This window comes from Stenotrophomonas sp. C3(2023), assembly GCF_032911385.1.
GTDB lineage: Bacteria > Pseudomonadota > Gammaproteobacteria > Xanthomonadales > Xanthomonadaceae > Stenotrophomonas.
Genome location: NZ_JAWJLO010000001.1, coordinates 2,372,511 through 2,393,861 on the forward strand (window position 1 = coordinate 2,372,511; position 21,351 = coordinate 2,393,861).

At 66.8% G+C, this 21,351-nt stretch carries 17 protein-coding genes; 10 read left to right on the top strand and 7 right to left on the bottom strand.

Annotation, left to right across the window (positions count from 1 at the left end; genetic code table 11):
- Positions 1 to 21 precede the first annotated feature (21 nt).
- The 5 genes from RZA67_RS10700 to RZA67_RS10720 all read right to left on the bottom strand — a co-directional run bounded on the left by RZA67_RS10700 (position 22) and on the right by RZA67_RS10720 (position 5,645).
- The gene (locus RZA67_RS10700; RefSeq protein ID WP_317212730.1) at positions 22 to 867 is read right to left on the bottom strand and encodes an ABC transporter permease subunit; all 846 of its coding nucleotides are present in this window, start codon (positions 865 to 867) and stop codon (positions 22 to 24) included.
- The gene (locus RZA67_RS10705; RefSeq protein ID WP_317212731.1) at positions 864 to 1,772 is read right to left on the bottom strand and encodes an ABC transporter permease subunit; all 909 of its coding nucleotides are present in this window, start codon (positions 1,770 to 1,772) and stop codon (positions 864 to 866) included. The genes RZA67_RS10700 and RZA67_RS10705 overlap by 4 nt, the downstream gene beginning before the upstream one ends.
- Entirely contained in the window at positions 1,769 to 2,905 is a 1,137-nt protein-coding gene (gene potA / locus RZA67_RS10710) for a polyamine ABC transporter ATP-binding protein (protein ID WP_317212732.1), read from the bottom strand. Before potA ends, RZA67_RS10705 begins: the two co-directional genes overlap by 4 nt.
- 144 nt (positions 2,906 to 3,049) lie before the next feature.
- A complete protein-coding gene (locus RZA67_RS10715) occupies positions 3,050 to 4,165 on the bottom strand; it encodes a polyamine ABC transporter substrate-binding protein (protein WP_317212733.1) in 1,116 nt (371 codons plus the stop codon).
- 85 nt (positions 4,166 to 4,250) lie between these two features.
- Entirely contained in the window at positions 4,251 to 5,645 is a 1,395-nt protein-coding gene (locus RZA67_RS10720; protein ID WP_317212734.1) for a glutamine synthetase family protein, read from the bottom strand.
- Between the two features lie 132 nt (positions 5,646 to 5,777).
- On the opposite strand from RZA67_RS10720, the gene RZA67_RS10725 reads away from it, so the two are divergent.
- The 3 genes from RZA67_RS10725 (at position 5,778) to RZA67_RS10735 (ending at position 9,190) form a co-directional block, all read left to right on the top strand.
- Positions 5,778 to 7,070, top strand: coding sequence for an FAD-binding oxidoreductase (locus RZA67_RS10725; protein WP_317212735.1), 1,293 nt, complete (start codon positions 5,778 to 5,780; stop codon positions 7,068 to 7,070).
- Positions 7,071 to 7,315: 245 nt separating this feature from the next.
- Positions 7,316 to 8,662 carry a diguanylate cyclase gene (locus tag RZA67_RS10730; protein WP_317212736.1) on the top strand — a complete coding sequence of 449 codons (1,347 nt, stop codon included), beginning with the start codon at positions 7,316 to 7,318 and terminating at the stop codon, positions 8,660 to 8,662.
- Positions 8,663 to 8,728: 66 nt separating this feature from the next.
- Positions 8,729 to 9,190, top strand: coding sequence for a bacteriohemerythrin (locus tag RZA67_RS10735; RefSeq protein WP_317212737.1), 462 nt, complete (start codon positions 8,729 to 8,731; stop codon positions 9,188 to 9,190).
- A 1-nt stretch (position 9,191) separates the two neighbouring features.
- On the opposite strand, the gene RZA67_RS10740 is transcribed toward RZA67_RS10735, so the two are convergent.
- Positions 9,192 to 10,472 carry an MFS transporter gene (locus RZA67_RS10740; protein WP_317212738.1) on the bottom strand — a complete coding sequence of 427 codons (1,281 nt, stop codon included), beginning with the start codon at positions 10,470 to 10,472 and terminating at the stop codon, positions 9,192 to 9,194.
- 156 nt (positions 10,473 to 10,628) lie between these two features.
- Between RZA67_RS10740 and RZA67_RS10745 the strand changes: the two genes are divergently transcribed.
- The 7 genes from RZA67_RS10745 to RZA67_RS10775 all read left to right on the top strand — a co-directional run bounded on the left by RZA67_RS10745 (position 10,629) and on the right by RZA67_RS10775 (position 19,112).
- Positions 10,629 to 11,495, top strand: coding sequence for a plasmid replication/partition related protein (locus tag RZA67_RS10745; protein WP_317212739.1), 867 nt, complete (start codon positions 10,629 to 10,631; stop codon positions 11,493 to 11,495).
- A 164-nt stretch (positions 11,496 to 11,659) separates the two neighbouring features.
- On the top strand, positions 11,660 to 12,946 hold the full coding sequence (locus RZA67_RS10750; protein ID WP_317212740.1) for a DUF445 family protein: 1,287 nt from the start codon (positions 11,660 to 11,662) through the stop codon (positions 12,944 to 12,946).
- 156 nt (positions 12,947 to 13,102) lie between these two features.
- The gene (locus RZA67_RS10755; protein ID WP_317212741.1) at positions 13,103 to 14,233 is read left to right on the top strand and encodes a M23 family metallopeptidase; all 1,131 of its coding nucleotides are present in this window, start codon (positions 13,103 to 13,105) and stop codon (positions 14,231 to 14,233) included.
- A 273-nt stretch (positions 14,234 to 14,506) separates the two neighbouring features.
- Positions 14,507 to 16,714 (top strand): TonB-dependent siderophore receptor, encoded by a 2,208-nt coding sequence (locus tag RZA67_RS10760; RefSeq protein ID WP_317212742.1) that lies wholly within the window; start codon positions 14,507 to 14,509, stop codon positions 16,712 to 16,714.
- A 141-nt stretch (positions 16,715 to 16,855) separates the two neighbouring features.
- Positions 16,856 to 17,182: a DUF3649 domain-containing protein gene (locus RZA67_RS10765; RefSeq protein ID WP_317212743.1), complete on the top strand. Its 327-nt coding sequence runs from the start codon at positions 16,856 to 16,858 to the stop codon at positions 17,180 to 17,182.
- Positions 17,179 to 18,786: a PepSY-associated TM helix domain-containing protein gene (locus RZA67_RS10770; protein WP_317212744.1), complete on the top strand. Its 1,608-nt coding sequence runs from the start codon at positions 17,179 to 17,181 to the stop codon at positions 18,784 to 18,786. The genes RZA67_RS10765 and RZA67_RS10770 overlap by 4 nt, the downstream gene beginning before the upstream one ends.
- Positions 18,783 to 19,112 (top strand): DUF3325 domain-containing protein, encoded by a 330-nt coding sequence (locus tag RZA67_RS10775; protein WP_317212745.1) that lies wholly within the window; start codon positions 18,783 to 18,785, stop codon positions 19,110 to 19,112. Before RZA67_RS10770 ends, RZA67_RS10775 begins: the two co-directional genes overlap by 4 nt.
- A 50-nt stretch (positions 19,113 to 19,162) precedes the next feature.
- Here the strand turns inward: RZA67_RS10775 and rlmKL are convergent, their stop codons facing one another.
- Positions 19,163 to 21,301: a bifunctional 23S rRNA (guanine(2069)-N(7))-methyltransferase RlmK/23S rRNA (guanine(2445)-N(2))-methyltransferase RlmL gene (gene rlmKL, locus RZA67_RS10780; protein WP_317212746.1), complete on the bottom strand. Its 2,139-nt coding sequence runs from the start codon at positions 21,299 to 21,301 to the stop codon at positions 19,163 to 19,165.
- Between the last annotated feature and the right edge of the window lie 50 nt (positions 21,302 to 21,351).

Genomic DNA, 21,351 nt, shown 5'->3' on the forward strand with positions numbered 1-21,351 from the left:
GGCCCCACCTCGACTGGCGCGTCAGCCCTTGTCCTGACGCGCCAGCTGCAGATCACGCTGGCGGCGCTTGGCCGACCGCGCGTTGAAGTACCAGCCGAGCACCGCCGCCAGCGACACGGCCAGCACCATCAGCGTGGCCAGGGCGTTGATCTTCGGGCTGATGCCCATGCGCACCGAGGCGAACACCTTCATCGGCAGCGTCGTGGCACTGGGCCCGGCGACGAAGCTGGCGATCACCACATCGTCCAGCGACAGCGTGAACGCGAGCAGCCAACCGGCCATCAGGGCCGGTGCGATGATCGGCAGTGTGATGCGGAAGAACACGGTCAGCCGGCTTGCGCCCAGGTCCATTGCCGCCTCTTCCAGCGACACGTCCAGCTCCTGCAGGCGCGAGGAGACCACCACGGTGACGAAGGACAAGGTAAAGGTGACGTGGGCGATCCAGATCGTGGTGATGCCCCTTGCCGGGAAGCCGGGGATCCCGCCCATGGACACCAGCAGGGTCATCAGCGAGAAGCCGAGGATCACCTCGGGCATCACCAGCGGTGCGGTGATCAGCGCGCCGAACAGGGTTTTGCCACGAAAGCGCCGGAAGCGGGTCATCACCATCGCCGCGAGCGTGCCCAGCACCGTGGCCGCACAGGCGGTCCAGAACGCGACCCGCAGGCTCACCCACAACGCATCCATCAGCGCGCGGTCATTGAACAGCTCACCGTACCAGCGGGTGGAGAACCCGGCCCAGACCATCGCCAGCCGTGAGCTGTTGAACGAATACAGCATCAACAGCAGGATCGGCAGGTACAGGAAGGCAAAGCCCAGGGCAAGCACGCCCCAGCCCAACCAGCGGTAACCACGCATCGTGCTCATGCCTGCCGCCCCTCCAGCTCGCGCTGCTGGGCGCGGTTGAACAGCACGATGGGCAGCATCAGCAGCAGCAGCATCACCACCGCCACCGCCGAGGCCACCGGCCAGTTGCGGTTGTTGAAGAACTCGCCCCACAGCACACGGCCGATCATCAGCGTATCGGGTCCGCCGAGCATTTCCGGAATGACGAACTCACCCACCGCCGGAATCATCACCAGCATGCAGCCGGCGATGACACCGGCCCGCGACAGCGGCAAGGTGATGCGCATGAACGCCTGCCAGGGCCTGGCGCCGAGGTCGTAGGCTGCTTCGAGCAGACGGTGGTCGTGCTTGATCAGATTGGCATACAGCGGCAGCACCATGAACGGCAGGTAGCAGTAAACGATGCCGATGTACGCCGCGGTCGGTGTGTACAGCAGCCGCAGCGGCTCGTCGATCACGCCGATCTTCATCAGCAGCTGGTCGAGCAGGCCGTTACGGTCGAGGATGCCCATCCACGCGTATACGCGGATCAGGAACGAGGTCCATGAGGGCAACACCACCAGCATCATCGCCACGTTACGGGCAGAAGGCGACATGCGTGCGATCGCATAGGCCATCGGATAGCCGACCAGCAGGGTCAGCGCGGTGGAAATGAACGCGATCTTGAACGAACTGAGATAGGCCAGCAGGTACTGCTGGTCGCGCCCGAGCTGCAGATAGTTCTCCAGGTTGAGCTTGAGCGAGAACGCGCCGTCCACGTACTGCAGCAGCCAGGTGTACGGCGGCGAGCCGACCTGGGTATGCGCGAAGGAGATCATCAGGATGATCACGAACGGGACGGCAAAGAACAGCAGCAGCCACAGGTACGGAATGCCGATCACCGTGGCGCGCGTGCCGGGCAGCCAGCGCTTGGGCGTGACCTTCATGAGGCCAGCACCACGCCGTCGTTGTCCCGCCAGCACACCCACACCTCATCGCCCCAGGTCAGGCCCTCACTGGCCCAGCGCTGGGCGTTGGTGAAGTTGGACAGCACCTTGGCACCGCTGGGCAGACGCACGTGATAGACCGAGTGGCTGCCGAAGTAGGCGATGTCCTCGATCACCCCCTGCGCCTTGTTGACGTGTGTCTCCGGCTCCTGCTTGCCGATCATCACCTTTTCCGGGCGCAGCGCGAACGCCACCGGCTGCCCCTCGTAGCCGGTGATGCCATGGCCGATGTAGATGGGCGCCGGGAACAGCGGGGTGCGCACGGTCGCGTGGTCGGCCAGGTCCTCTTCGATGACCCCATCAAACAGGTTGACCGAGCCGATGAAGCCGGCAACAAAACGGTTGGCCGGCTGCTCGTAGATCTCGTCCGGCTTGCCGACCTGCTGGATCCAGCCGGCATCCATCACCGCGATGCGGGTGGCCATGGTCATGGCCTCTTCCTGGTCATGGGTGACCATCACGCAGGTCACCCCGGAGGTTTCGATGATGCTCACCAGCTCCAGCTGCATCTGCGAGCGCAGCTTCTTGTCCAGCGCGCCCATCGGCTCATCCAGCAACAGCAGTTTGGGCCCCTTGGCCAGCGAACGGGCCAGCGCCACGCGCTGCTGCTGGCCGCCGGACAGCTGGTGCGGGCGGCGCTTGGCCAGCTTGCCCATCTGCACCAGTTCCAGCATCTCGCCCACGCGCCGGGCGATGGCATCGCGGTCCATGCCGTCCTGTTTGAGGCCGAAGGCGATGTTCTGCTCGACGGTCATGTGCGGGAAGAGCGCGTAGGACTGAAACATCATGTTAACCGGCCGCTGGTAGGGCGGCAGCAGGTCCAGACGCTTGCCATCAAGCTCGATGCGCCCCTTTGTAGGCGTCTCAAAGCCGCCCAGACAGCGCAGCAGGGTCGACTTGCCGCTGCCCGAGCCCCCCAGCAGGGCGAATATCTCGCCCTTTCGCACGTCGAGGTTGACGTCGTCGACCGCGACGAAGCCATCAAACTCCTTGCGCAGGTCGCGGATGGACAGATAACCGGCGTCGACCGCCGGCACGGCGGCGACGGGTTCCGGCGAGGCTTCAACGGACATGGGCAGCGGCTCCGGGAGCGGGCAATGAGACGACGCGCGCATTCTAGCCTCCACCACGCGAGCGCGATATGACGGTTGCAGGCGGCTCACCGGGCACGCGGGCCGCGCAGACGCGACCCCACCACCGGCGGGGCCGCAGCCGCATCAACGACCGGTTTTGATCTCGGTCCACAACCGGGTATAGAGCCGGTCGGTGTCAGCGCTGTTGATCGAGTAGGTGAACATCTTGGCAGCCACATCGGCCGGCGGGTAGATGGTCGGGTCGGTCCGGATCGCCTCGTCCACCAGCGGGGTGGCCTCGGTCACCGGGTTGGCGTAGTGGATGAAGTTGGTGTTGGCCGCGGCCACCTGCGGCTCAAGCAGATAGTTGATGAAGGCATAGGCGGCTTCCGGGTGCTTGGCGTCCTTGGGGATGGCCAGCATGTCGAACCACTGCGGCGCGCCCTCGCGCGGGATCGAATAGGCCACCTTGACGCCATTGCTGGCTTCCTCGGCGCGGTCACGGGCCTGGATGATGTCGCCCGACCAGCCCACCACCAGGCAGGTACCGCCATTGGCCAGCGAGGTCACGTACTGCGAGGAATGGAAGTTCTGCACGTACGGGCGGATCGACTTGAGCAGGTCGGCCGCCTGCTGCAGCTGGGCCGGGTCGCTGCTGTGCGGGTCCAGACCCAGGTAATGCAGCGCGATCGGGATCATGTCGGCCGGAGTGTCCAGGAGGGTCACACCACAGTCCTTCATCCTGCTGATGTTCTCCGGCTTGAACACCAGGTCCCAGCTGTTGGCGATCTCGGCGCTGCCACCGAAACGCTGTTTGACCATGTCAACGTTGTAGCCGATGCCGGTGGTGCCGATCATGTAGGGCACGCCGTACTGGTTGTCCGGGTCCTGGGTGGCGATGCGCGCCATCACCGCCGGGTCAAGCCTGGCCAGGTTGGGAATGCGGCTCTTGTCCAGCGGCAGGAACACGCCGGCCTGGATCTGCCGCCCGAAGAAGTTCAGCGTCGGCACCACCACGTCGTAGCCGCTGTTGCCGGCCAGCAGTTTGGTTTCCACCATCTCGTCGCTGTCGAACACATCGTAGGTAACCTTGATGCCGGTGCTCTTTTCAAAGTCCGGAATGGTGTTCTCGGCGATGTAGTCGCTGTAGTTGTAGACGTTCAGGACCTTGCTGTCCTGCGCCTTGCCGGCGTCACCACCGCCGCCACAGGCAGCAAGCAGGGCGGTGGCCAGGCCGAGCGTAAGGGTTCGCAGCTTCATCGAAAGGGGGCTCCTGATGGAAGGAAGGGGGGCCGGCGGGCCGGCGATGGCTGCCAGCCTACCCCCCGTGGCCCGATTTTTCGAGTCACACGTTCAGCAGCAGGAACTCCCGTTCCCAGGAGCTGATCACCCGGAAGAAGGTTTCGTACTCCTTGCGCTTGACCGAAACGTAGGCGCGGCAGAAGCGCTCCCCGAGCAGCTCGCGCAGCGGGTCGCAGCGTTCGAGCCCATCCAGCGCCTCGCCCAGCGAGCGCGGCAGGTCATAGCCCAGCTCCTTGGCACTGCCGGTCACCGGCGCATCCGGGGCCAGCCGTTCGCCGATGCCCAGCAATCCGCAGGCCAGGGTCGCCGCCATGGCCAGATACGGGTTGGCATCAGACCCGGCAAAGCGGCTCTCCACCCGGATGTTCTCCGGCGTATCCAACGGTACGCGAAGGCCGCAGGTGCGGTTGTCAAAGCCCCAGCGCACGTTGCTCGGCGAAACCTCACCAAACAGCAGGCGCCGGTAGGAATTGACGTTGGGCGCGAAGAACGCCATCGCCTGCGGGGCGTATTTCTGCAGACCGCCCAGATAATGACCGAAAACCGGGCTGAACTCGCCCTCCACCCCGGTCTCACCGGCAAAGACGCTCAGACCGTCGCTGGCGCGTACCAGGCTCTGGTGGATATGCATGGCGCTGCCCGGCTCGTTCTCCATCGGCTTGGCCAGGAAGGTGGCGTACACCCCGTGCCGCATCGCCGCCTCGCGCATGGTGCGCTTGAACAGGAACACCTGGTCAGCCAGGTCCATGGCATCGGCGTGGGTGAAGTTGACTTCCAGCTGGGCCGCGCCGGACTCATGGATCAAGGTATCCACGTCCAGCTTCATCGCATCGGCGTAGTCGTACATCAGGTCCAGGATCGGATCAAACTCGTTGACCGCATCGATGGAGTACGACTGCCGCGCGGTTTCCGGCCGACCCGAGCGCCCGGCGGGCGGCAGCAGCGGGAAATCCGGGTCGGTGTTCTTCTGCACCAGGAAGAACTCCAGTTCCGGCGCCACCACCGGCCGCAGGCCGAGATCGGCGTACGCGTCAAGCACGCGCCGCAGCACGTTGCGGGGAGCCAGTTCGTGCGGCGTGCCATGCTTGGTGTAGCAGTCGTGGATGATCTGCGCGGTCGAATCGGCCGCCCACGGCACCATGCGCACGGTATCCGGATCCGGACGCAGCATCATGTCCGAATCCGACGGCGAGGTCAGATCGTAGTAATCGTCTGGAAACTCACCGGTCACGGTGGTGGCGAAGATGCCCTCGGGCAGCCGCGTGCCATAGTCATGGGAAAACTTGTCGGCCGGGATGATCTTGCCGCGCGCGTTGCCGGTGATGTCCGGCACCAGGCATTCGACCTCGGTCACCCGATGCTCCTTGAGCCAGCGAAGCAGGCTGCTTTCCTGTCCCTGATCGGGCGAAGGCGTGCTGCTGCGGGACGTCGGGCGCATGGAAACCTCTGCGATGCTGCGGTGGGGCGGCCAGGCCGCCATCGCGCCCACGGTAACGCCACGCTCATGACCACAGCAAGCTGAGGGCCTTGCCTATCCCATCGCGTGACGCTTTGCGCCACACTGGATGGCATGGATGCCGCCCTCCCGCATGCCTCGCCGCCGCCGGACAGCTGGTACGCCGCCAGCATGCCAGGCTGTGCGCCGCGCCCCGCCCTGCCGGGCGATCTGCAGGCCGATGTGGCGATTCTCGGCGCCGGTTACACCGGGCTCTCGGCGGCGCTGGAACTGGCCGGCCGCGGGCTGCAGGTGGTGGTTCTCGAGGCTGGGCAGGTCGGCGATGGCGCCTCCGGCCGCAACGGCGGGCAGGTGCTGCCCGGCTATGGCTGCGAAGTGGATACGCTGGAAACGCTGGTTGGCCGCGCCGATGCCCGCCGCCTGTTCGACTTTTCCTGCCAGGGCGTGGACCTGGTCCGCCGGCGTGTCAGCACGCACGGCATCGACTGCCACTGGGTCGACGGCCATGCCAACGTGCCGATCCAACCACGGCAGGAGCGCCGCCTGCGCGCGTTGCAGGCGCAGCTGGCCGATCAGTACGATTACCCCACGCAGTGGTGGGACACGGCCACCCTGCGTGCCCAGCTGGACAGTAATCGCTATCGCGGCGCGATGTTCGACCCGGGCGCCGCCCACCTGCACCCGCTGGCCTTTGTGCGCGGTCTGGCGGCGGCGGCCGAGGCGGCCGGCGCGATCATCCACGAGCACAGCCGCGTGCTATCCTGGCAGACCGCACCGTACCCTGCGCTGCGCACGCATCACGGTACGGTACGCGCCGGCCACCTGCTGCTGGCAGGCAACGCCCTGTTGCGGGGCATCGCGCCGACGCTGGAAGACCGGATCATGCCGGTCGGCACCTACATCGGCGCCACCCCGCCACTGGGCGCAGCGCGCGCCGCCGCACTGATCCGCAACAACATGGCCGTGGCTGATACCAGCTGGGTGCTGGACTACTTCCGCCTGAGCCATGACCACCGCGTCCTGTTTGGTGGCGGCGCCAGCTACTCGGCCCTGCCCCCGCCGGGTCTGAGGCAGACGCTGACCCGGCGCCTGCACGCGGTGTTCCCGCAACTGCGCGATGTGGGCCTGGAACATCTCTGGGGCGGGTATGTGGACATCACCGCCAACCGCGCCCCGCACTGGGGCCGGCTTGCGCCGGAGGTCTATTTTGCCCAGGGCTTCTCCGGCCACGGGGTAGCGGCGGCGAACCTTGCCGGCCAGGTCATCGCCGAAGCCATTGCCGGCCAGGCGGGACGGCTGGATGTGTTCGCGCGCCTGCGGCATCGGCCATTCCCGGGCGGCAGACTGCTGCGGCGGCCGCTGCTGGTGGCGAGCATGGCGCTGCTGCGGCTGCGTGATCTCCTCTAGCGCGCCGCACGCAGAGCGTGACGACCAACGGTCGTCACCTACCGGTTGCCCCATCCTGGCACGTGACCACCAACGGTCGTCACCTACCCACGACACCCCCGCTCCTGGTAGGGGACGACCGTTGGTCGTCACGCCGCTGCTCTGCACCCGCCGAAGGCCGCAAGGCGCTGTGCCGTTCGATGCCCCTCAAGTCCGCCGCCACCCGGCCGCTAACGCCTCGAGCTATCACGTTTCGAGCAGACTCCATGCCCGCTTTGCCGCAGCACGGCTACGCCAACGCCACTGGCGCCGCTCCCTTGCCCCAGCGCATCCTGCTGGTGGAAAACTCGCGCACCTTCACCGGGCTGCTGCGCGAGGCGATCGAGCAGCGTCTGGAACTGCCGGTCTCGGTGGTGTCCAGCCTGGCCGAGGCCGGCCAGCTGCTCGACCAGCGCCAGGACTGGTTCCTGGTACTGACCGGGCTGGTGCTGGCCGACGGTGACCGCGATACCGTCGTCGACTTCTTCGTCGACCGCGGTCTGCCGACCGTGGTGGTGAGCGGCGTCTACGATGAAGACCTGCGCAAGCGGGTGCTCGAGCGCACCATCATCGACTACGTGCTGAAGAACACCCCCGGCAGCGTGGACTATCTGGTCTGGCTGGTGCAGCGGCTGGAGCGCAACCGCCGCATCGCCGCGGTGGTGGTCGACGACTCGCCCTCGGCGCGCGGTTACGCCGCCGCCCTGCTGCGGATGTACGGCCACCAGGTCCACGAGGCCGCCGATGGTGAGCAGGGGCTGGCCGCCATCGAAGCCAACCCCTCCATCCGCCTGGCCATCGTCGATCAGGAAATGCCCGGCATGCAGGGCGTGGAGTTCACCCGCCGCCTGCGCATGCACCGCTCACGCGATACGGTGACCGTCATCGGTCTGTCCGGCAACACCGATCCATCACTGATTCCGCGCTTCCTGAAGAACGGCGCCAACGATTTCCTGCGCAAGCCATTTTCCCGCGAAGAGTTCTTCTGCCGGGTCTCACAGAATGTGGACCAGCTGGAACTGATCGGTACGCTGCAGGATCTTGCCACCCGCGACTTCCTCACCGGCCTGCCCAATCGACGCAGCTTCCTGGAGCAGAGCGAGCACCACCTCGGCCTGCTGCCGACCACGGGTGCGTGGGTGGCGGTGGCGATGGTGGATATCGACCGCTTCAAGCACATCAACGATACCTGGGGCCACGACGGTGGTGACCAGGCGCTGCGCGCGGTCGCCGCCACCGTGGCCGCGCACGCACGCGAGCAGGACCTGGCCTGCCGCTTTGGCGGCGAGGAGTTCTGCCTGCTGGTACCGGGTCTGGCGCCGCAGGATGCGCAGCGCTACTTCGAGCGCCTGCGCCAGGCGATCGCGGCGCTGCACATCGAACTGCCGGGCTCTACCCTGCGTCTGACGGCCAGCATCGGCGTGTGTTGCCTGCGGCCCCAAAGCGACTCGCTGCACGAACTGATCACCGAGGCCGACCGCCAGCTTTATCTGGCCAAGGCCAATGGCCGCGACCGCGTTCACTGCGCGCCGCACGACGACGCCACCACGCCGCTGACCGTCGCATCGCTTTGATCCAGATCAACGCCAGCCCCTGCCGGGCTGGTTACTGTCGCGTCCGTCCGTAATGAGGGAACGCACATGGCACTGCTGGTCTGGCAGGACGAGTTGAACATCGGCATCGAGGTCATCGACCGCCAGCACATGCGCATCGTGGAGATGCTCAACCACCTGCACGTTACCCGGCAGGGCATGCAGCGCGAAGCGGTGGCCGAGGTCATCGATGAGGTCGTGGACTACACGCTGTCCCACTTCGCCTTCGAGGAGGAGTTGATGGAAGAAGCCGGCTACCCGTTCTGTGCCGCACACAAGCGCGTGCACGAAGTATTCGGCAAGCGCGTGGCCGAGTACCGCCTGCGCTTCCAGGCCGGCGAAGACATCACCGAGGAACTGCGCAGCATGTTGTCGCGCTGGTTGTTCAACCACATCCGCGGCGATGACCAGGCTTACGCGGCGCAGGTCAAGCAGCACCTCAACCAGTTCGCCCGCGAACATCAGGGCGGCGGCTGGCTGGGCCGCACGCTCAAGCGGTTCTTCGGCTGAGTCAGCGCCGACGGCGTTGCAGGGCCAGCAACGCACACAGCGTGACCAGCGCGGTCAGACACAGGTAATAGCCTACTGCCACCAGACCAAACCGCTCGGCCAGCCAGGTGGCCAGGTAGGGGGCGGGCGCCGCGCCGAGGATGCCGGCCAGGTTGAACGACAGCGAGGCACCGGTGTAGCGCACGTGCACCGGGTAGATCTCGGCCAGGAATGTGCCGCAGGGGCCGTAGGTGAGTCCCATCAGGAACAGACCCAGCGACAGGAAGGCCAGCACCAGCCACGGACTGCCCGCCTGGAACAGCGGTGCCAGCAGCACGCCAAAGGCGAGGATCAGGCCACTGGCCACCATCATCGTGCGCCGCGTGCCCCAGCGGTCGCCGTACCGGGCCGAGATGGGAATGCCGGCGGCAAAGAACAGGATGCCGACCATCTGCAGCAGCAGAAACTCTTCGCGGCCGTAAGCGAGCGCCGTGGTACCGTAGCCCAGCGCGAAGACGGTCATCAGATAGAACAGCACAAAGGTGGCAAACGCGCCCAGCGTGCCCAGCAGCATCGGCACGCTGTGGTCACGCAGCACGGTCCACATCGGCAGCCGGACCCGGGTGTTCTGCGCCAGCGCACGCTTGAAATCCGGCGTCTCGTGGATGTTCAGGCGCACCCACAGGCCCAGCCCGACCAGCAGCGCGCTGGCCACGAAAGGCACGCGCCAGCCCCACTGCAGGAAGTCCTCGCCCGACATGACCCGCCCGAGCAGCAGGAAGGTACCGGCCGAGAGCAGGAAGCCCAGCGGCGCGCCGAGTTGCGGAAACATGCCATACCACGCGCGCTTGCCGGGCGGGGCGTTCTCGGTGGCCAGCAGCACTGCCCCGCCCCACTCGCCCCCCAGACCCAGGCCTTGGCCAAACCGGCACAGCGCCAGCAATGCCGGCGCCCACAGGCCGATCTGCGCATGGGTGGGCAGCAGCCCGATCAGCACGGTGGACAGGCCCATGGTCAGCAGCGCCGCCACCAGGGTCGCCTTGCGGCCGATGCGGTCGCCGAAGTGCCCGAACACCGCCGATCCCACCGGGCGGGCGATGAAGGCCACCGCGAAGGTGGCCAGCGACTGCAGCAGCGCCGCCTGGTCGCTGCTCTCAGGGAAGAACAGGTGCGGAAACACCAGCACCGCTGCCGTCGCATAGATGTAGAAGTCGAAGAACTCGATGGTCGTGCCGATCAGGCTGGCCAGCAGCACACGGCGCGGTGAGTTCAGGGGTGCAGCGGCAACGGGGGTCGAGGACATCAGGGCACGGCAGCGAGGGGGCCAGCGGATTCTGCCACGCCCGTTCTCCCAACGGCGGCAATGGTTGCAGGCGGAACCAGCACGCTGGCGCCGCGGTGTCCGCCCTGCGCCGCGCAGGTACAATGGTCGGTTCCGCTCCTGCCTGTTGCCGTGACCATGGACATCGTCGTCAAAGAAGAACTCAAGGCCTACATCGACCCGCTGACCGCCGATGAGCACGAGGCCCTGGAGCGCAGCATTCTGGCCGAAGGGTGCCGCGACGCGCTGGTACTGTGGGGCAATGTGCTGGTCGACGGACACAACCGCTACGGCATCTGCAGCAGGCACGGTCTGCCGTTCAACACGGTGCAGAACACGCGCTTCAAGAGCATGGAAGATGTACACCTGTGGATGATCGAGCAGCATCTGGGCCGCCGCAGCGTTTCTGATTTCCAGCGCGGCGTGCTGGCCCTGCGCAAGCGCGACATCCTGGCTGCACGCAAGCAGGAAGAGCAGGCACAGCTGCAGCGCGAAAGCGATGGCACCGCCGAAAGCAGTGTCGATGCCGACACCGACACCCCGCCGTGGGAGCCGGCGCCGAAGCTGAGCCGTGCCGAGCTTGCGCGTGAGGCCAAGTTGAGCACCAGCCAGGTCGGCATGATCGAGCGCATCCACGCGCAGGCGGCGGCCGAGGTGGTTGAAGCGGTCAAGGCCGGGGTGATCTCCATCAGTGCGGCGGCGGCGGTGGCCGATCTGCCCGAGGAGGAACAGCGCGCGGCGGCCGCTGGCGGCAAGGACGAGCTGAAGCAGGCGGCCAAGCGGGTACGTGAAGCCAAACGCAAGCCGCGCGTCCCGAAGCCGGAGCAGGCCGTGGCGGAGCTGGCCGACCCCGATGAGGCTGACGCTGACGATCGTGATGCCCAGGTGCTGGCAGCGCTGGTTGAACTGGGCGAGGACGCACCGACGCTGCGGCGCCGGGTGGTGGCGCTGACGCGGGAGAACGACGCGTTGCGGGCGCAGCTGGCGGCCCTGCGCGGCGGGTGAGAGCAGCTGCCGGGGCGCGTGCTTCTGGCAGGTGACGACCGTTGGTCGCCCCGCAGTTGCACCGGCTTTGTTTTCTTGTCTGAGCGTGTCGACCAACGGTCGTGACCTGCCCGCAGCGCCCCGCCGGTGTTGCCCGGCCGGGCCGAGCGCGCCAGACTGTGTGCATGGACTCTGCCGACGATCCGCGCCGCGCTCAGCTGCGACGCCTGAAAGCCTGGGCGCTGGTGCTGCTGTTGTTGATGTTGGCCGGGTTTGCGGTCAGTCACTGGCAGGGCGAGCGCGGTATCTGGGCGTGGGTGTCGGCCTTCTGCGAGGCGGGCGCGGTGGGTGCGATGGCCGACTGGTTCGCCGTGGTTGCCCTGTTCCGGCGGCCGCTGGGCCTGCCCATTCCGCACACCGCCATCATTCCGCGCGGCAAGGACCGCATCGGTGACAGCCTTGCTGTGTTCGTGCGCGATCAGTTTCTGGAGCCAGCCAGCCTGCTGGCGCGTCTGAAGGTATTCGACCCGGCCAGCCGGCTGGGCAGCTGGCTGGCCGACCCGGTACGCGCACGGATGCTGGCCGACATGGCCCGCGGCTGGGCACTGCAGGCGCTGGACTTCTTCGATGAAGCCGCTGTCCGTCGGCAGCTGCACGGGTTCGTGGTGCAGCAGCTGCGGCAATGGAACGCGGCCAGCACGGCTGGCGAGCTGCTCGGCCTGCTCACCGCTGACGGCCGTCACCAGCGCGTGCTGGATGAAGGGCTGCAGCGCCTGGCCCGGTGGCTGGACCAGCCGGCCGTCAAGGAGCGTGCCTCGCAGCTGATCGTCCGCTACATCCAGCGCGAGTGGCCGACGCTCTCCAGCACCGTCAACTGGGTCAAACCGATCGACGAAATCGGCGACAGCCTGGCCGAACGCCTGGCGCGTGCGGTGCTGGAGGAACTGCAGCAGGTGCTTGCCGAGCCCGGACACCCGCTGCGGCAGGATTACGAACGCTGGCTCTCCGATTACATCCAGCGCCTGCGTCAGGACCCGGCGCTGGCCGAGCGGATCGAGCAGCTCAAGCAGGAAATGATCGATCACCCGGCCCTGCAACAGTACGTGCAAGGCCTGTGGAGCCGTATACACACCAGCTTGCGCACCGACCTTGAACGCGACGATTCAGCGCTGATGGGGCATCTGCAGCGTGGCCTGGCGTCGCTGGGCAGCAGCCTGCAGGCCGACCCCGCGCTGCGCGATGCGCTGAACGAGCACCTGCTTGAAGGTGCACAGCGCCTGACCTCCCGGCTGCGCGACGGCGTTACCGCCCACATCGCCCAGACCGTCAGAGGCTGGGATGAAAAGCACCTGGTCGAACAGCTGGAACTCAGCGTCGGCCGCGACCTTCAGTTCATCCGGTTCAATGGCACCGTGGTCGGCGGCCTGATCGGTCTGCTGCTGCACGCGGCGGCGAGCGCGTTCCAGACATGAACGGTGCGACATAAGCGCTGTCTGCGTCATGCGCTGACATCATGGCTTGTGTCGTTGGTGGACCAGACTGTGATGCCTGGCTGCGACGAGGGTGCCGTGGCTGTCTAGCATCGCCGCCTGCCGTGCATCCGCACGTCTGTCGCGAAGAGGACCGCCATGAAGCTGATCCGTTTTCTCGTTCCGCTGGCCCTGGCCAGCTGTGCCACCACCGCTGCGGCTGCACCGGCGCTGCCGCCGGTGTCGGCCGACGCGCTCGTCTACACTCATGATGAGATGTTCACCTTCGACACCGCTGACTGGCTGTCGCAGCATGCGCCGCATCTGTCCGCGCAGGCCGAGGTCATTGCGCACTGGGCAGGCTACAGCGCGGTGAGTCCCCGCGTACTGCTGGCGCTGATGGAGCAGCAGACCGGCGTGCTGACGCGGCGCCCGCTCGACCGTGAGACCCTGCGGCGCCCGTTCGGCACGCTGGTGGAAGTGTCAGGCTTCAGTGCGCAGACGCGCGAAGTCGCACTGCGTCTGGCCGATTCGATGTTCGACATCGGCCAGAGCAGCGCCACCGGCCCGGTGCGTCTGGCCAGAGGCAATCCCCTGCAGACGCTGATGTTGCTCGCGCCGGCGCCGCCGTCGGCAACCCTGCAGGCGGCAGGCGATGATTTCCAGCGCACCTACGCGCGCCTGTTCGGCAGCGCGCGCGTGGCCTCGCTCCCGTCCTCGGACCGTGCGGCAGACGCCAGAGCCGATACGCTGCCGCCCGCTGACCTGCTGCGCTTTCCATGGCCGGAAGGCAAACGCTGGCACGTCGGGGGCGCCCATGGCGATTCGGGCTCCGGCCGGTATCCGATGAACGCCATCGATTTCTTCGTGCAGGGAGCATGGGGCAGCAACCAGAGCAATTACTGGGTTGCTGCATCGGCCGACGGCACCTTCAAACGGCATTCCTCGTGCATGGCCGAGGTCGTGCACGGCGGCGGTTACTCCACGGTCTACTATCACCTGGGCAACATGCAGCCGCAGACCGGTGCCCAGCTTGAGGTCGGCGCCGCCATCGCCAACCCGGCCAACACGATGCGCCAGGCCTTGTGCAACGGCGGCTTCTCCACCGGCCCGCACCAGCACTGGTCGCTGCGCTACAACGGACGCCCTGTCCACCTCAACGGCGTCACCCTCAACGGGTTCCGTATCGCGGCCACCGGCAACAGCTACGAAACCAGCTGCCGCGTGTTCAACCTGACCCGCAACGGCAGGCGGACGTGCTCGGGCTATTACACCAACCGGGCGCCCTGAGCACCGCCGCGCCCGGCACGGCAGGCGTGTTCCTTTGCGGAGGGAGCACGCCACGGAGATGAAAACCCTTGCTTAACCAAATGCGAATACTTATCATTTAACGGCTGAAGTACGCCCAGCCAGACACCGACCTCCGGGTCCTTCGTTACCGCCCCGTGTACTCCCCGACTGATGCCGCACTGGCTCGCCAGTGCGTCGATGGGAGCGGGCGCCGGTTTGCCGGTGTGCATGCGCATGGCGCTGCCGTTGCTTCCATCGCCCTTTTTCAACTGCATGGACAAGCAACCAATGATGCTGCGCGCTACCCTCCCCGTTCCCACCCTGTTGGCACTGGCCGTCGCCGGCCTGCTGCACAGCCCAGCGGCCCGCGCCGAGCCTGCACCAGATGCGCGCACGCTGGACGCGGTGCAGGTCACCGCCAAGGGTGAGATTCCCAACAGCTACACCGTCAAGTCCGCCAACACCGCCACCCGCCTGGACCTGTCGTTGCGCCAGACCCCGCAGTCGATGACCGTGATCACCCGCCAGCGGCTGGACGACATGGGGCTGTTCTCGCTGTCCGATGTGATGGGCCAGGTCACCGGGGTGCAGGTGCTGGTGACTGACAGCGAGCGCATCAACTACGTGTCGCGCGGCTACAACATCACCAACTTCCAGGTCGATGGCATGCTCAACACCTTCGGTGGGTCGATCAAGACCAACACCGACAATGTGATCTATGAGCGCATTGAAGTGATCCGCGGCGCCACCGGCCTGACCACCGGCGCCGGCGACCCGTCGGGCACCATCAGCTTCGTGCGCAAGCGGCCGACCGACACCTTCCAGGCCGGCGCCAACCTCACCGTCGGCCGCTGGGGCAACCAGCGCCTGGAAGCCGACCTGGGCGGCCCGGTCGCCTGGGATGGTCGCATCCGCGCGCGCGTGGTCGCCGCCAAACAGCAGAGCGACGCGTTCCGCGACGTCTACAAACTGGACAAGGACGTGTTCTACGGCATCGTCCAGGCTGACCTGACCGACAGCACGCTGTTCGAAGTGGGCTACGAATACCAGTCGCCCCGCACCACCGGCGTGACCTGGGGCGTGGTGCCCTATTGGGGGGCTGACGGCAAGCCGGCCAACCTGCCACGCTCGACCAATCTGTCGGCCTCGTGGAGCGCCTGGCCGATCATCGAAAAGACCCGCTTTGCGCGCGTCGAGCAACAACTGGGCAGCGGCTGGGCCCTCAAGGGCACCTACACCCACGCCGACCGCGATACCGACGGCAGCGTCTGGTACGGCGCGTCGGGCTATCCGCGCGCCGACGGCACCGGGGTCAGCGCCTTCATCTCGCACTTCAACGAAACCAGCACGATGGACGTGTTCGACGTCAACCTCGGCGGCCCGTTCAAGCTGTTCGGCCGCGAGCACGAGCTGGTGTTCGGCGTCGGTCAGTCGCTGCGCAAGGGTGAATCGGAAGCCACCGACTTCGACTACGACGATGCGTATGCCATGGTGCCGGACTGGCGCAACTGGACCGGCGATGTGCCGCGCCTGCCGGTGACCCGGCTGGGCTACCTCGGCTCGGCCAATGAACTGCGCCAGCGTGCGGCATATCTGGCTGCGCGCCTGCAGCTGGCCGATCCCCTGCTGGCGGTGCTCGGTGCCCGCTATGGCAGCTGGGAAACCACGTCGTGGCGCTACAACCACGACGATGCAGGCAATCTGACCAGCACCGTGCGCAGCGGTTACAAGCCGGAGAACTCGTTTACTCCGTATGCCGGCCTTGTCTACGATTTCAACAGCATCTTCAGCGGCTATGTGAGCTACACCGATATCTTCCAGCCGCAGAACTACCGCGACCGGAACAACACCTATCTGGAGCCGGTGGTCGGCAGGATGTACGAAGCGGGCCTCAAGGCCGAGTTCTTCGATGGCCTGCTCAATGCATCCGCCGCGGTGTTCGAGGGTGAGCAGGACAATGTCGCCGAGATCGACGACTCGGTCCCGGCGAACTCCCTGCCCAACGGCGACCAGGCCTATCGGTCGAGCGGCAAAGGCAACAAGGTCAAAGGCTGGGAGCTGGAAACCCAGGGCAGCATCGGCGAGAGCTGGAACCTCTCTGCGGGTTACTCGCACACCACGATCCGCAACCGCGGCGGCGTCCTGCTGAAGACCACCACCCCGCACGACATGCTGCGTCTCAACGCCAGCTGGCGCCCGGGCGGCATCGACGGCCGCTACTGGCTGGGCGGCGGTGTGACCTGGCAGGACAGGATCTGGAACACCAGCACCAAGGCGGACCGCAGCAAGGAAAACATCACCCAGCCTGCGTACTACCTGGTCAACCTGGCCGGCGGCTACCGCTTCAACGAAAACTTCAGCGCGCAGGTGAACATCAGCAACCTGCTGGACAAAAAGTACTACAACAACGTCGGCTTCTACCAAGGCGTTTACTGGGGCGAACCGCGCAACGTCACCCTGACCCTGCGCTGGAAGCTCTGACCTGATGGATGCCGCTGGCGGCGTGGCCAGCGGCTGGCCAGGGATGGCCTCTGCCGGCGCACGCGGTGCACCGGTTCCTTGCAACATCGCAGCCCGCATTCAACCAGGTACCTCGTGGACAGCTCGCCAGACACCGCCAGCATGAACTCCAGCAGCCCCGCCGCCGTGCCGCCGCGCCGCGTGGCGGCCTTCCTCGCCCACCCCGCCTGGGATGTGTTCTGGCGCAGCATGGCCGCCATCTTCGGCGGCTACGCCCTGGCCGCCATGACCAGCGTGTTCTGCGCGGTGGTGTGGACCGGCGCGCGCGGCCAGGCCGTGCTGACCGGCATGCTGCTGGCCATTCTGGCAGCAGCCGGCGCTGCGCTCTGGGCGTTCGCCACACGCAGCGCACTGCGGGCCTGGGTGGGCATCGCACTGCCGACGGCCGTGATGGCCGTCATTGCCTGGCTGCTGGGGGCCTGGACATGAAAAACGGATTCCGCCAATCGATGGCCTGGCTGCACACCTGGACCGGCCTGCTGGTCGGCTGGTTGCTGCTGCTGATCTTCATGGCGGGCACCGCCAGCTATTACCGCGAGGAGATCAGCCGCTGGATGCGTCCGGAGCTGCCTCGCAGCACGGTGAGCACCGACGCGGCCGCCGGGCACGCCGTACAGTTCCTTCAGGCCAGCGCTGGCCAGGCAGAGACCTGGTTTGTCACGCTGCCGCAGCCACGCAACCCCGCGATGACCGCGTTCTGGCGCAATCCCGAGGCGTTGGCGGACCCCAGCAAGGGGCGTCGCGGGCGCTTTGGCAATGCCACGCTCGACCCCGCCAGCGGCGAGCCGCTGCAGTCGCGCGAAACCCGCGGCGGCGACTTCTTCTACCGCCTGCATTTCGACCTGCACTACATTCCGGTGATGTGGGCGCGTTACCTGGTTGGGTTCTGCGCGATGTTCATGCTGGTGGCGATCATCACCGGGGTCATCACCCACAAGAAAATATTCAAGGACTTCTTCACCTTCCGCAAAGACAAGGGGCTGCGCTCCTGGCTCGATTTCCACAACGTCAGCGCGGTGATGGGGCTGCCCTACCACGCGATGATCACCTACACCGGCATCGTGACGCTGATGATCATGTACCTGCCGTGGGGGGTGAAGGTGGCCTATCCGCAGGACGAAGCCGCGTTCTACGCCGAAGCGTTTGGCGGCATGAGTGAAGTGACCACCGTGGCCGAGGGTCGCGCCACGCCGATGCCGATCGCACAGCTGCTGGACAGCGCGCGGGCGCACTGGAAAGGCCAGGACGTGGCGGGCTTCAGCGTTACCCATCCAGGCGCGGCCAATGCAGTGATCGACATCCAGCAGCGCGATGGCCGACGGCTTTCCATCGATACACCCGCGCTGCGCTATGACATGGTCAGCGGTCGCCTGCTGGAGCAGACGCCGGCATCCGGTGCCGCCACCGCAACACGCGGCGTCCTGTACGGGCTGCACCTGGCCCGCTTCGCTGACTGGGGCCTGCGCGCCCTGTTCTTTCTCTCCGGCCTGGCTGGCTGCCTGATGGTCGCAAGCGGTGTGGTGCTGTGGGCAGTGAAGGAACGCCCCAAGCATGCCAAACGGGGCCGCATCGGCTTCGGCCTGCGCCTGGTCGATGCGCTGAACATCGGCGCTGTCGCGGGCCTGCCGATCGCATTTGCCGCCTATTTCTGGGGCAACCGGCTGTTGCCGCTGGGGATGGCCGAGCGAGCCAGCGCGGAGGCCGATGTGTTCTTCTACGCCTGGGGCACGGCGCTGTTCGCCGCCTTCGTCTGGCCACGGCGCTTGATGTGGGCCTGGCAGCTGTACATCGGTGCGGCTGCCTTTGCACTGGTGCCGGTGGTCAACGCCCTGACCACCGGTGCGCACCTGGGTGTGACGCTGCGCAACGGCGACTGGGCGCTGGCTGGCATTGACCTGTCGATGCTGGCGTTCGGCGCGATGCTGGCGCTGTGCGGCTGGCGCATGCAGATCTGGCAGCCGGCGCTGAGCGCTGCGGAAAAGAAGAAGCGCGCGGCAGCTGCCGCTGCGTCCGCGTCGGGAGCACGGGCATGATGATCCTGGCGCTGGGGTTGAGCTTTTCGGCTTTCACCGCCCTGTCGTTTGCGATGGAAAAACACCAGCTCGAGCTGCATGGCAGGCAAGCCGCCTCGGTGACGCGGCGACGACTGTGGCAGCTCGCCGGCTGGGCGCTGTTGACCGTCGCCTTCGCGCTGAGCGTGGTCGACCATGGCTGGGCACAGGGGCCGGTGCTGTGGTTGGGCGCAATGACGGTGTCCGGCATGCTGTTGGCCCTTGGACTGTATCCCTACCGTCCGCGCTGGATCGTGCCGGCGGCCTGGGTGCTTCCGATCATCGGCCTGCTGGCCGCGCTGGCGTGACCCTTCCGAAGAGCAGCCGACCGTGGGGTCGGCTCTACCACAGCGTGCCGTCACGGCAGCCGCTTGAGCTCCCAGGCGCGATGGATGCGGGCGTTGCGCTCGAAATCCGGAGCGATGGTCCTGGCGGAGATTTCGCGGCAACGCGCGAAGCCGGCAATCGCGTTCTCTTCCAGTTTGAAACGGCGGAAGTTGTTGGAGAAATACAGCACGCCCTCAGGTGAGAGCCGCTCGACCGCTGCACGCAGCAGCCGCACCTGCTCGCGCTGCACGTCGAAGTCCTCTGCCCGCGACGAATTGGAAAACGTCGGCGGGTCACAGAAGATCACGTCGTACTGACCACGGTCGGCTTCCAGCCACGCCATCGCATCGGCCTGCACGAGAAGATGCTGGCTGCCGCCCTGCCCGTTCAAGGCCAGGTTGTCATAGCACCATTGCAGGTAGGTGGCCGACAGGTCGACGCTGGTGGTGCTCGCCGCCCCGGCCACCGCTGCCTGCACGCTGGCCACACCGGTGTAGCAGAACAGGTTGAGGAAGCGCTTGCCGCGCACCTCGCCCGCCATCTGCCGGCGCAGCGGGCGATGGTCCAGGAACAGGCCGGTGTCCAGGTAGTCGAACAGGTTCACCTGCAGCAACGCGTCGTTCTCGCGCACGGTGATGAACTCCTCGCGCTGCTCGAAGCGCCCGTACTTGCTGCCGCCCTTGCCGCGCTCGCGCGACTTCATCGCCACCTGCTCCGGCGGCACGCCAAAGACCTCGCGGGCGGCCGACAGCAGCTCGTTGCGGCGCCGACGCACGTCGTTCTCCGGAATGGCGGCCGGTGCCGCGTATTCCTGCACATGCAGGAACGTACGGCGCTTGCCGCCATCCTCTTCGTAGACGTCGATGGCGGCTGCGTACTCGGGCAGGTCGGCATCGTAGGCGCGGAAGCAGGTGATGTTCTCGCGCGCGCGCCAGCTCTTGAGTTTCTTCAGGTTCTTGCGCAGGCGGTTGGCCACCATCTGCGCGCCTTCGCTGAGCTCGCGTGGCTGTGCCGGGTCGCGCCCCGGCACGGCCACGGGGTCGCAGACGATCAGCGCGCACTCCAGCGCGCCGTTGAACATCTGATACTTCTTGCCAGCGCGCAGACCCGTGGCGAAGGCCAGTTCTTCATTGCCGCACAGCAGGCTGGCGCGCCACTGCGGCACCGCCTTCTGCAGCGCGCTGCCCAATGCACGGTACAACGCCGGGTCGGCGGCCAGACGCTCGTCGTACGGCGGATTGCAGACCACGCAGCCGATCGCCTGCGGCGGCGCTGCCAGATCGGCTACGTCGGCGCGGGTGAAGCGGATGGCGTGGGCCACGCCGGCGACCTCGGCATTCTCGCGGGCCGCCTCGATCGCCAGCGGATCGATGTCACTGCCCTGGATGACAGGCTGCAACGCCGCCAGACCCGCGCTCTCACGCTCGCGTGCCTCGGCCAGCAGCGCTTTCCAGCCGGCCTTGTCAAAGCCGAGCCAGCGGCTTGGCGGCAGGCTGCCGTGGCGCATCAACCCGGGCGCCACATCCGCGGCCATCAGCGCGCCTTCGATCAGCAGGGTGCCACTGCCACACATCGGGTCGAGCAGACCGCCACCGGCGGCATGCAGCCTGGGCCACTGGCCGCGCAGCAGCAGCGCGGCGGCCAGGTTCTCCTTCAACGGCGCCTCGTGCGCCGCGCCGCGCCAGCCGCGCCGGTGCAGTGGGCCGCCACCAAGATCGATGGAGACACTGGCCCGCCCCTTGCGCAGCGACAGGTTGACGCGCACATCCGGCAGGTCTGTGTTGACCGACGGACGCTCCAGCCCTTCACCGCGCATGCGGTCGACGATGGCGTCCTTGATCCGCTGGGCAGCAAACCGCGCGTGGGTGATCCTGTCACCGGACACATGGGCGTCCACCGCCAGGGTGTGCTCGGGCAGCAGGTGCTGGTGCCACGGCAAGGCGCGGATGCCGTGATACAGCGCGTCCTCGTCGGGGCACTCGAACTCGGCGATCGGCCACAACACGCGGCTGGCCAGCCGTGACCACAGCACGATGCGCTGGGCCTGGGCCAGCTCGCCCTCGGCGTTGACACCGGCGATGGTCGCGGTGGCCTTGGCCAGGCCCAGGGCCGACAGCTCGTCGGCAAGCAGGTATTCGAGGCCCTTGGCGCAGGAAACGAAGAAGTTCACGGGATGAAGTCACCGATGGTCGGCGCACGGCTGGCCGCCATGACGCGCAG

Excerpts from the sequence above, each read along its gene's own strand:
- RZA67_RS10700 (WP_317212730.1), bottom strand. The coding sequence starts at position 867 with ATGAGCACGATGCGTGGTTACCGCTGGTTGGGCTGGGGCGTGCTTGCC.
- RZA67_RS10705 (WP_317212731.1), bottom strand. The coding sequence starts at position 1,772 with ATGAAGGTCACGCCCAAGCGCTGGCTGCCCGGCACGCGCGCCACGGTG.
- potA (WP_317212732.1), bottom strand. The coding sequence starts at position 2,905 with ATGTCCGTTGAAGCCTCGCCGGAACCCGTCGCCGCCGTGCCGGCGGTC.
- RZA67_RS10715 (WP_317212733.1), bottom strand. The coding sequence starts at position 4,165 with ATGAAGCTGCGAACCCTTACGCTCGGCCTGGCCACCGCCCTGCTTGCT.
- RZA67_RS10720 (WP_317212734.1), bottom strand. The coding sequence starts at position 5,645 with ATGCGCCCGACGTCCCGCAGCAGCACGCCTTCGCCCGATCAGGGACAG.
- RZA67_RS10725 (WP_317212735.1), top strand. The coding sequence starts at position 5,778 with ATGGATGCCGCCCTCCCGCATGCCTCGCCGCCGCCGGACAGCTGGTAC.
- RZA67_RS10730 (WP_317212736.1), top strand. The coding sequence starts at position 7,316 with ATGCCCGCTTTGCCGCAGCACGGCTACGCCAACGCCACTGGCGCCGCT.
- RZA67_RS10735 (WP_317212737.1), top strand. The coding sequence starts at position 8,729 with ATGGCACTGCTGGTCTGGCAGGACGAGTTGAACATCGGCATCGAGGTC.
- RZA67_RS10740 (WP_317212738.1), bottom strand. The coding sequence starts at position 10,472 with ATGTCCTCGACCCCCGTTGCCGCTGCACCCCTGAACTCACCGCGCCGT.
- RZA67_RS10745 (WP_317212739.1), top strand. The coding sequence starts at position 10,629 with ATGGACATCGTCGTCAAAGAAGAACTCAAGGCCTACATCGACCCGCTG.
- RZA67_RS10750 (WP_317212740.1), top strand. The coding sequence starts at position 11,660 with ATGGACTCTGCCGACGATCCGCGCCGCGCTCAGCTGCGACGCCTGAAA.
- RZA67_RS10755 (WP_317212741.1), top strand. The coding sequence starts at position 13,103 with ATGAAGCTGATCCGTTTTCTCGTTCCGCTGGCCCTGGCCAGCTGTGCC.
- RZA67_RS10760 (WP_317212742.1), top strand. The coding sequence starts at position 14,507 with ATGGACAAGCAACCAATGATGCTGCGCGCTACCCTCCCCGTTCCCACC.
- RZA67_RS10765 (WP_317212743.1), top strand. The coding sequence starts at position 16,856 with ATGAACTCCAGCAGCCCCGCCGCCGTGCCGCCGCGCCGCGTGGCGGCC.
- RZA67_RS10770 (WP_317212744.1), top strand. The coding sequence starts at position 17,179 with ATGAAAAACGGATTCCGCCAATCGATGGCCTGGCTGCACACCTGGACC.
- RZA67_RS10775 (WP_317212745.1), top strand. The coding sequence starts at position 18,783 with ATGATGATCCTGGCGCTGGGGTTGAGCTTTTCGGCTTTCACCGCCCTG.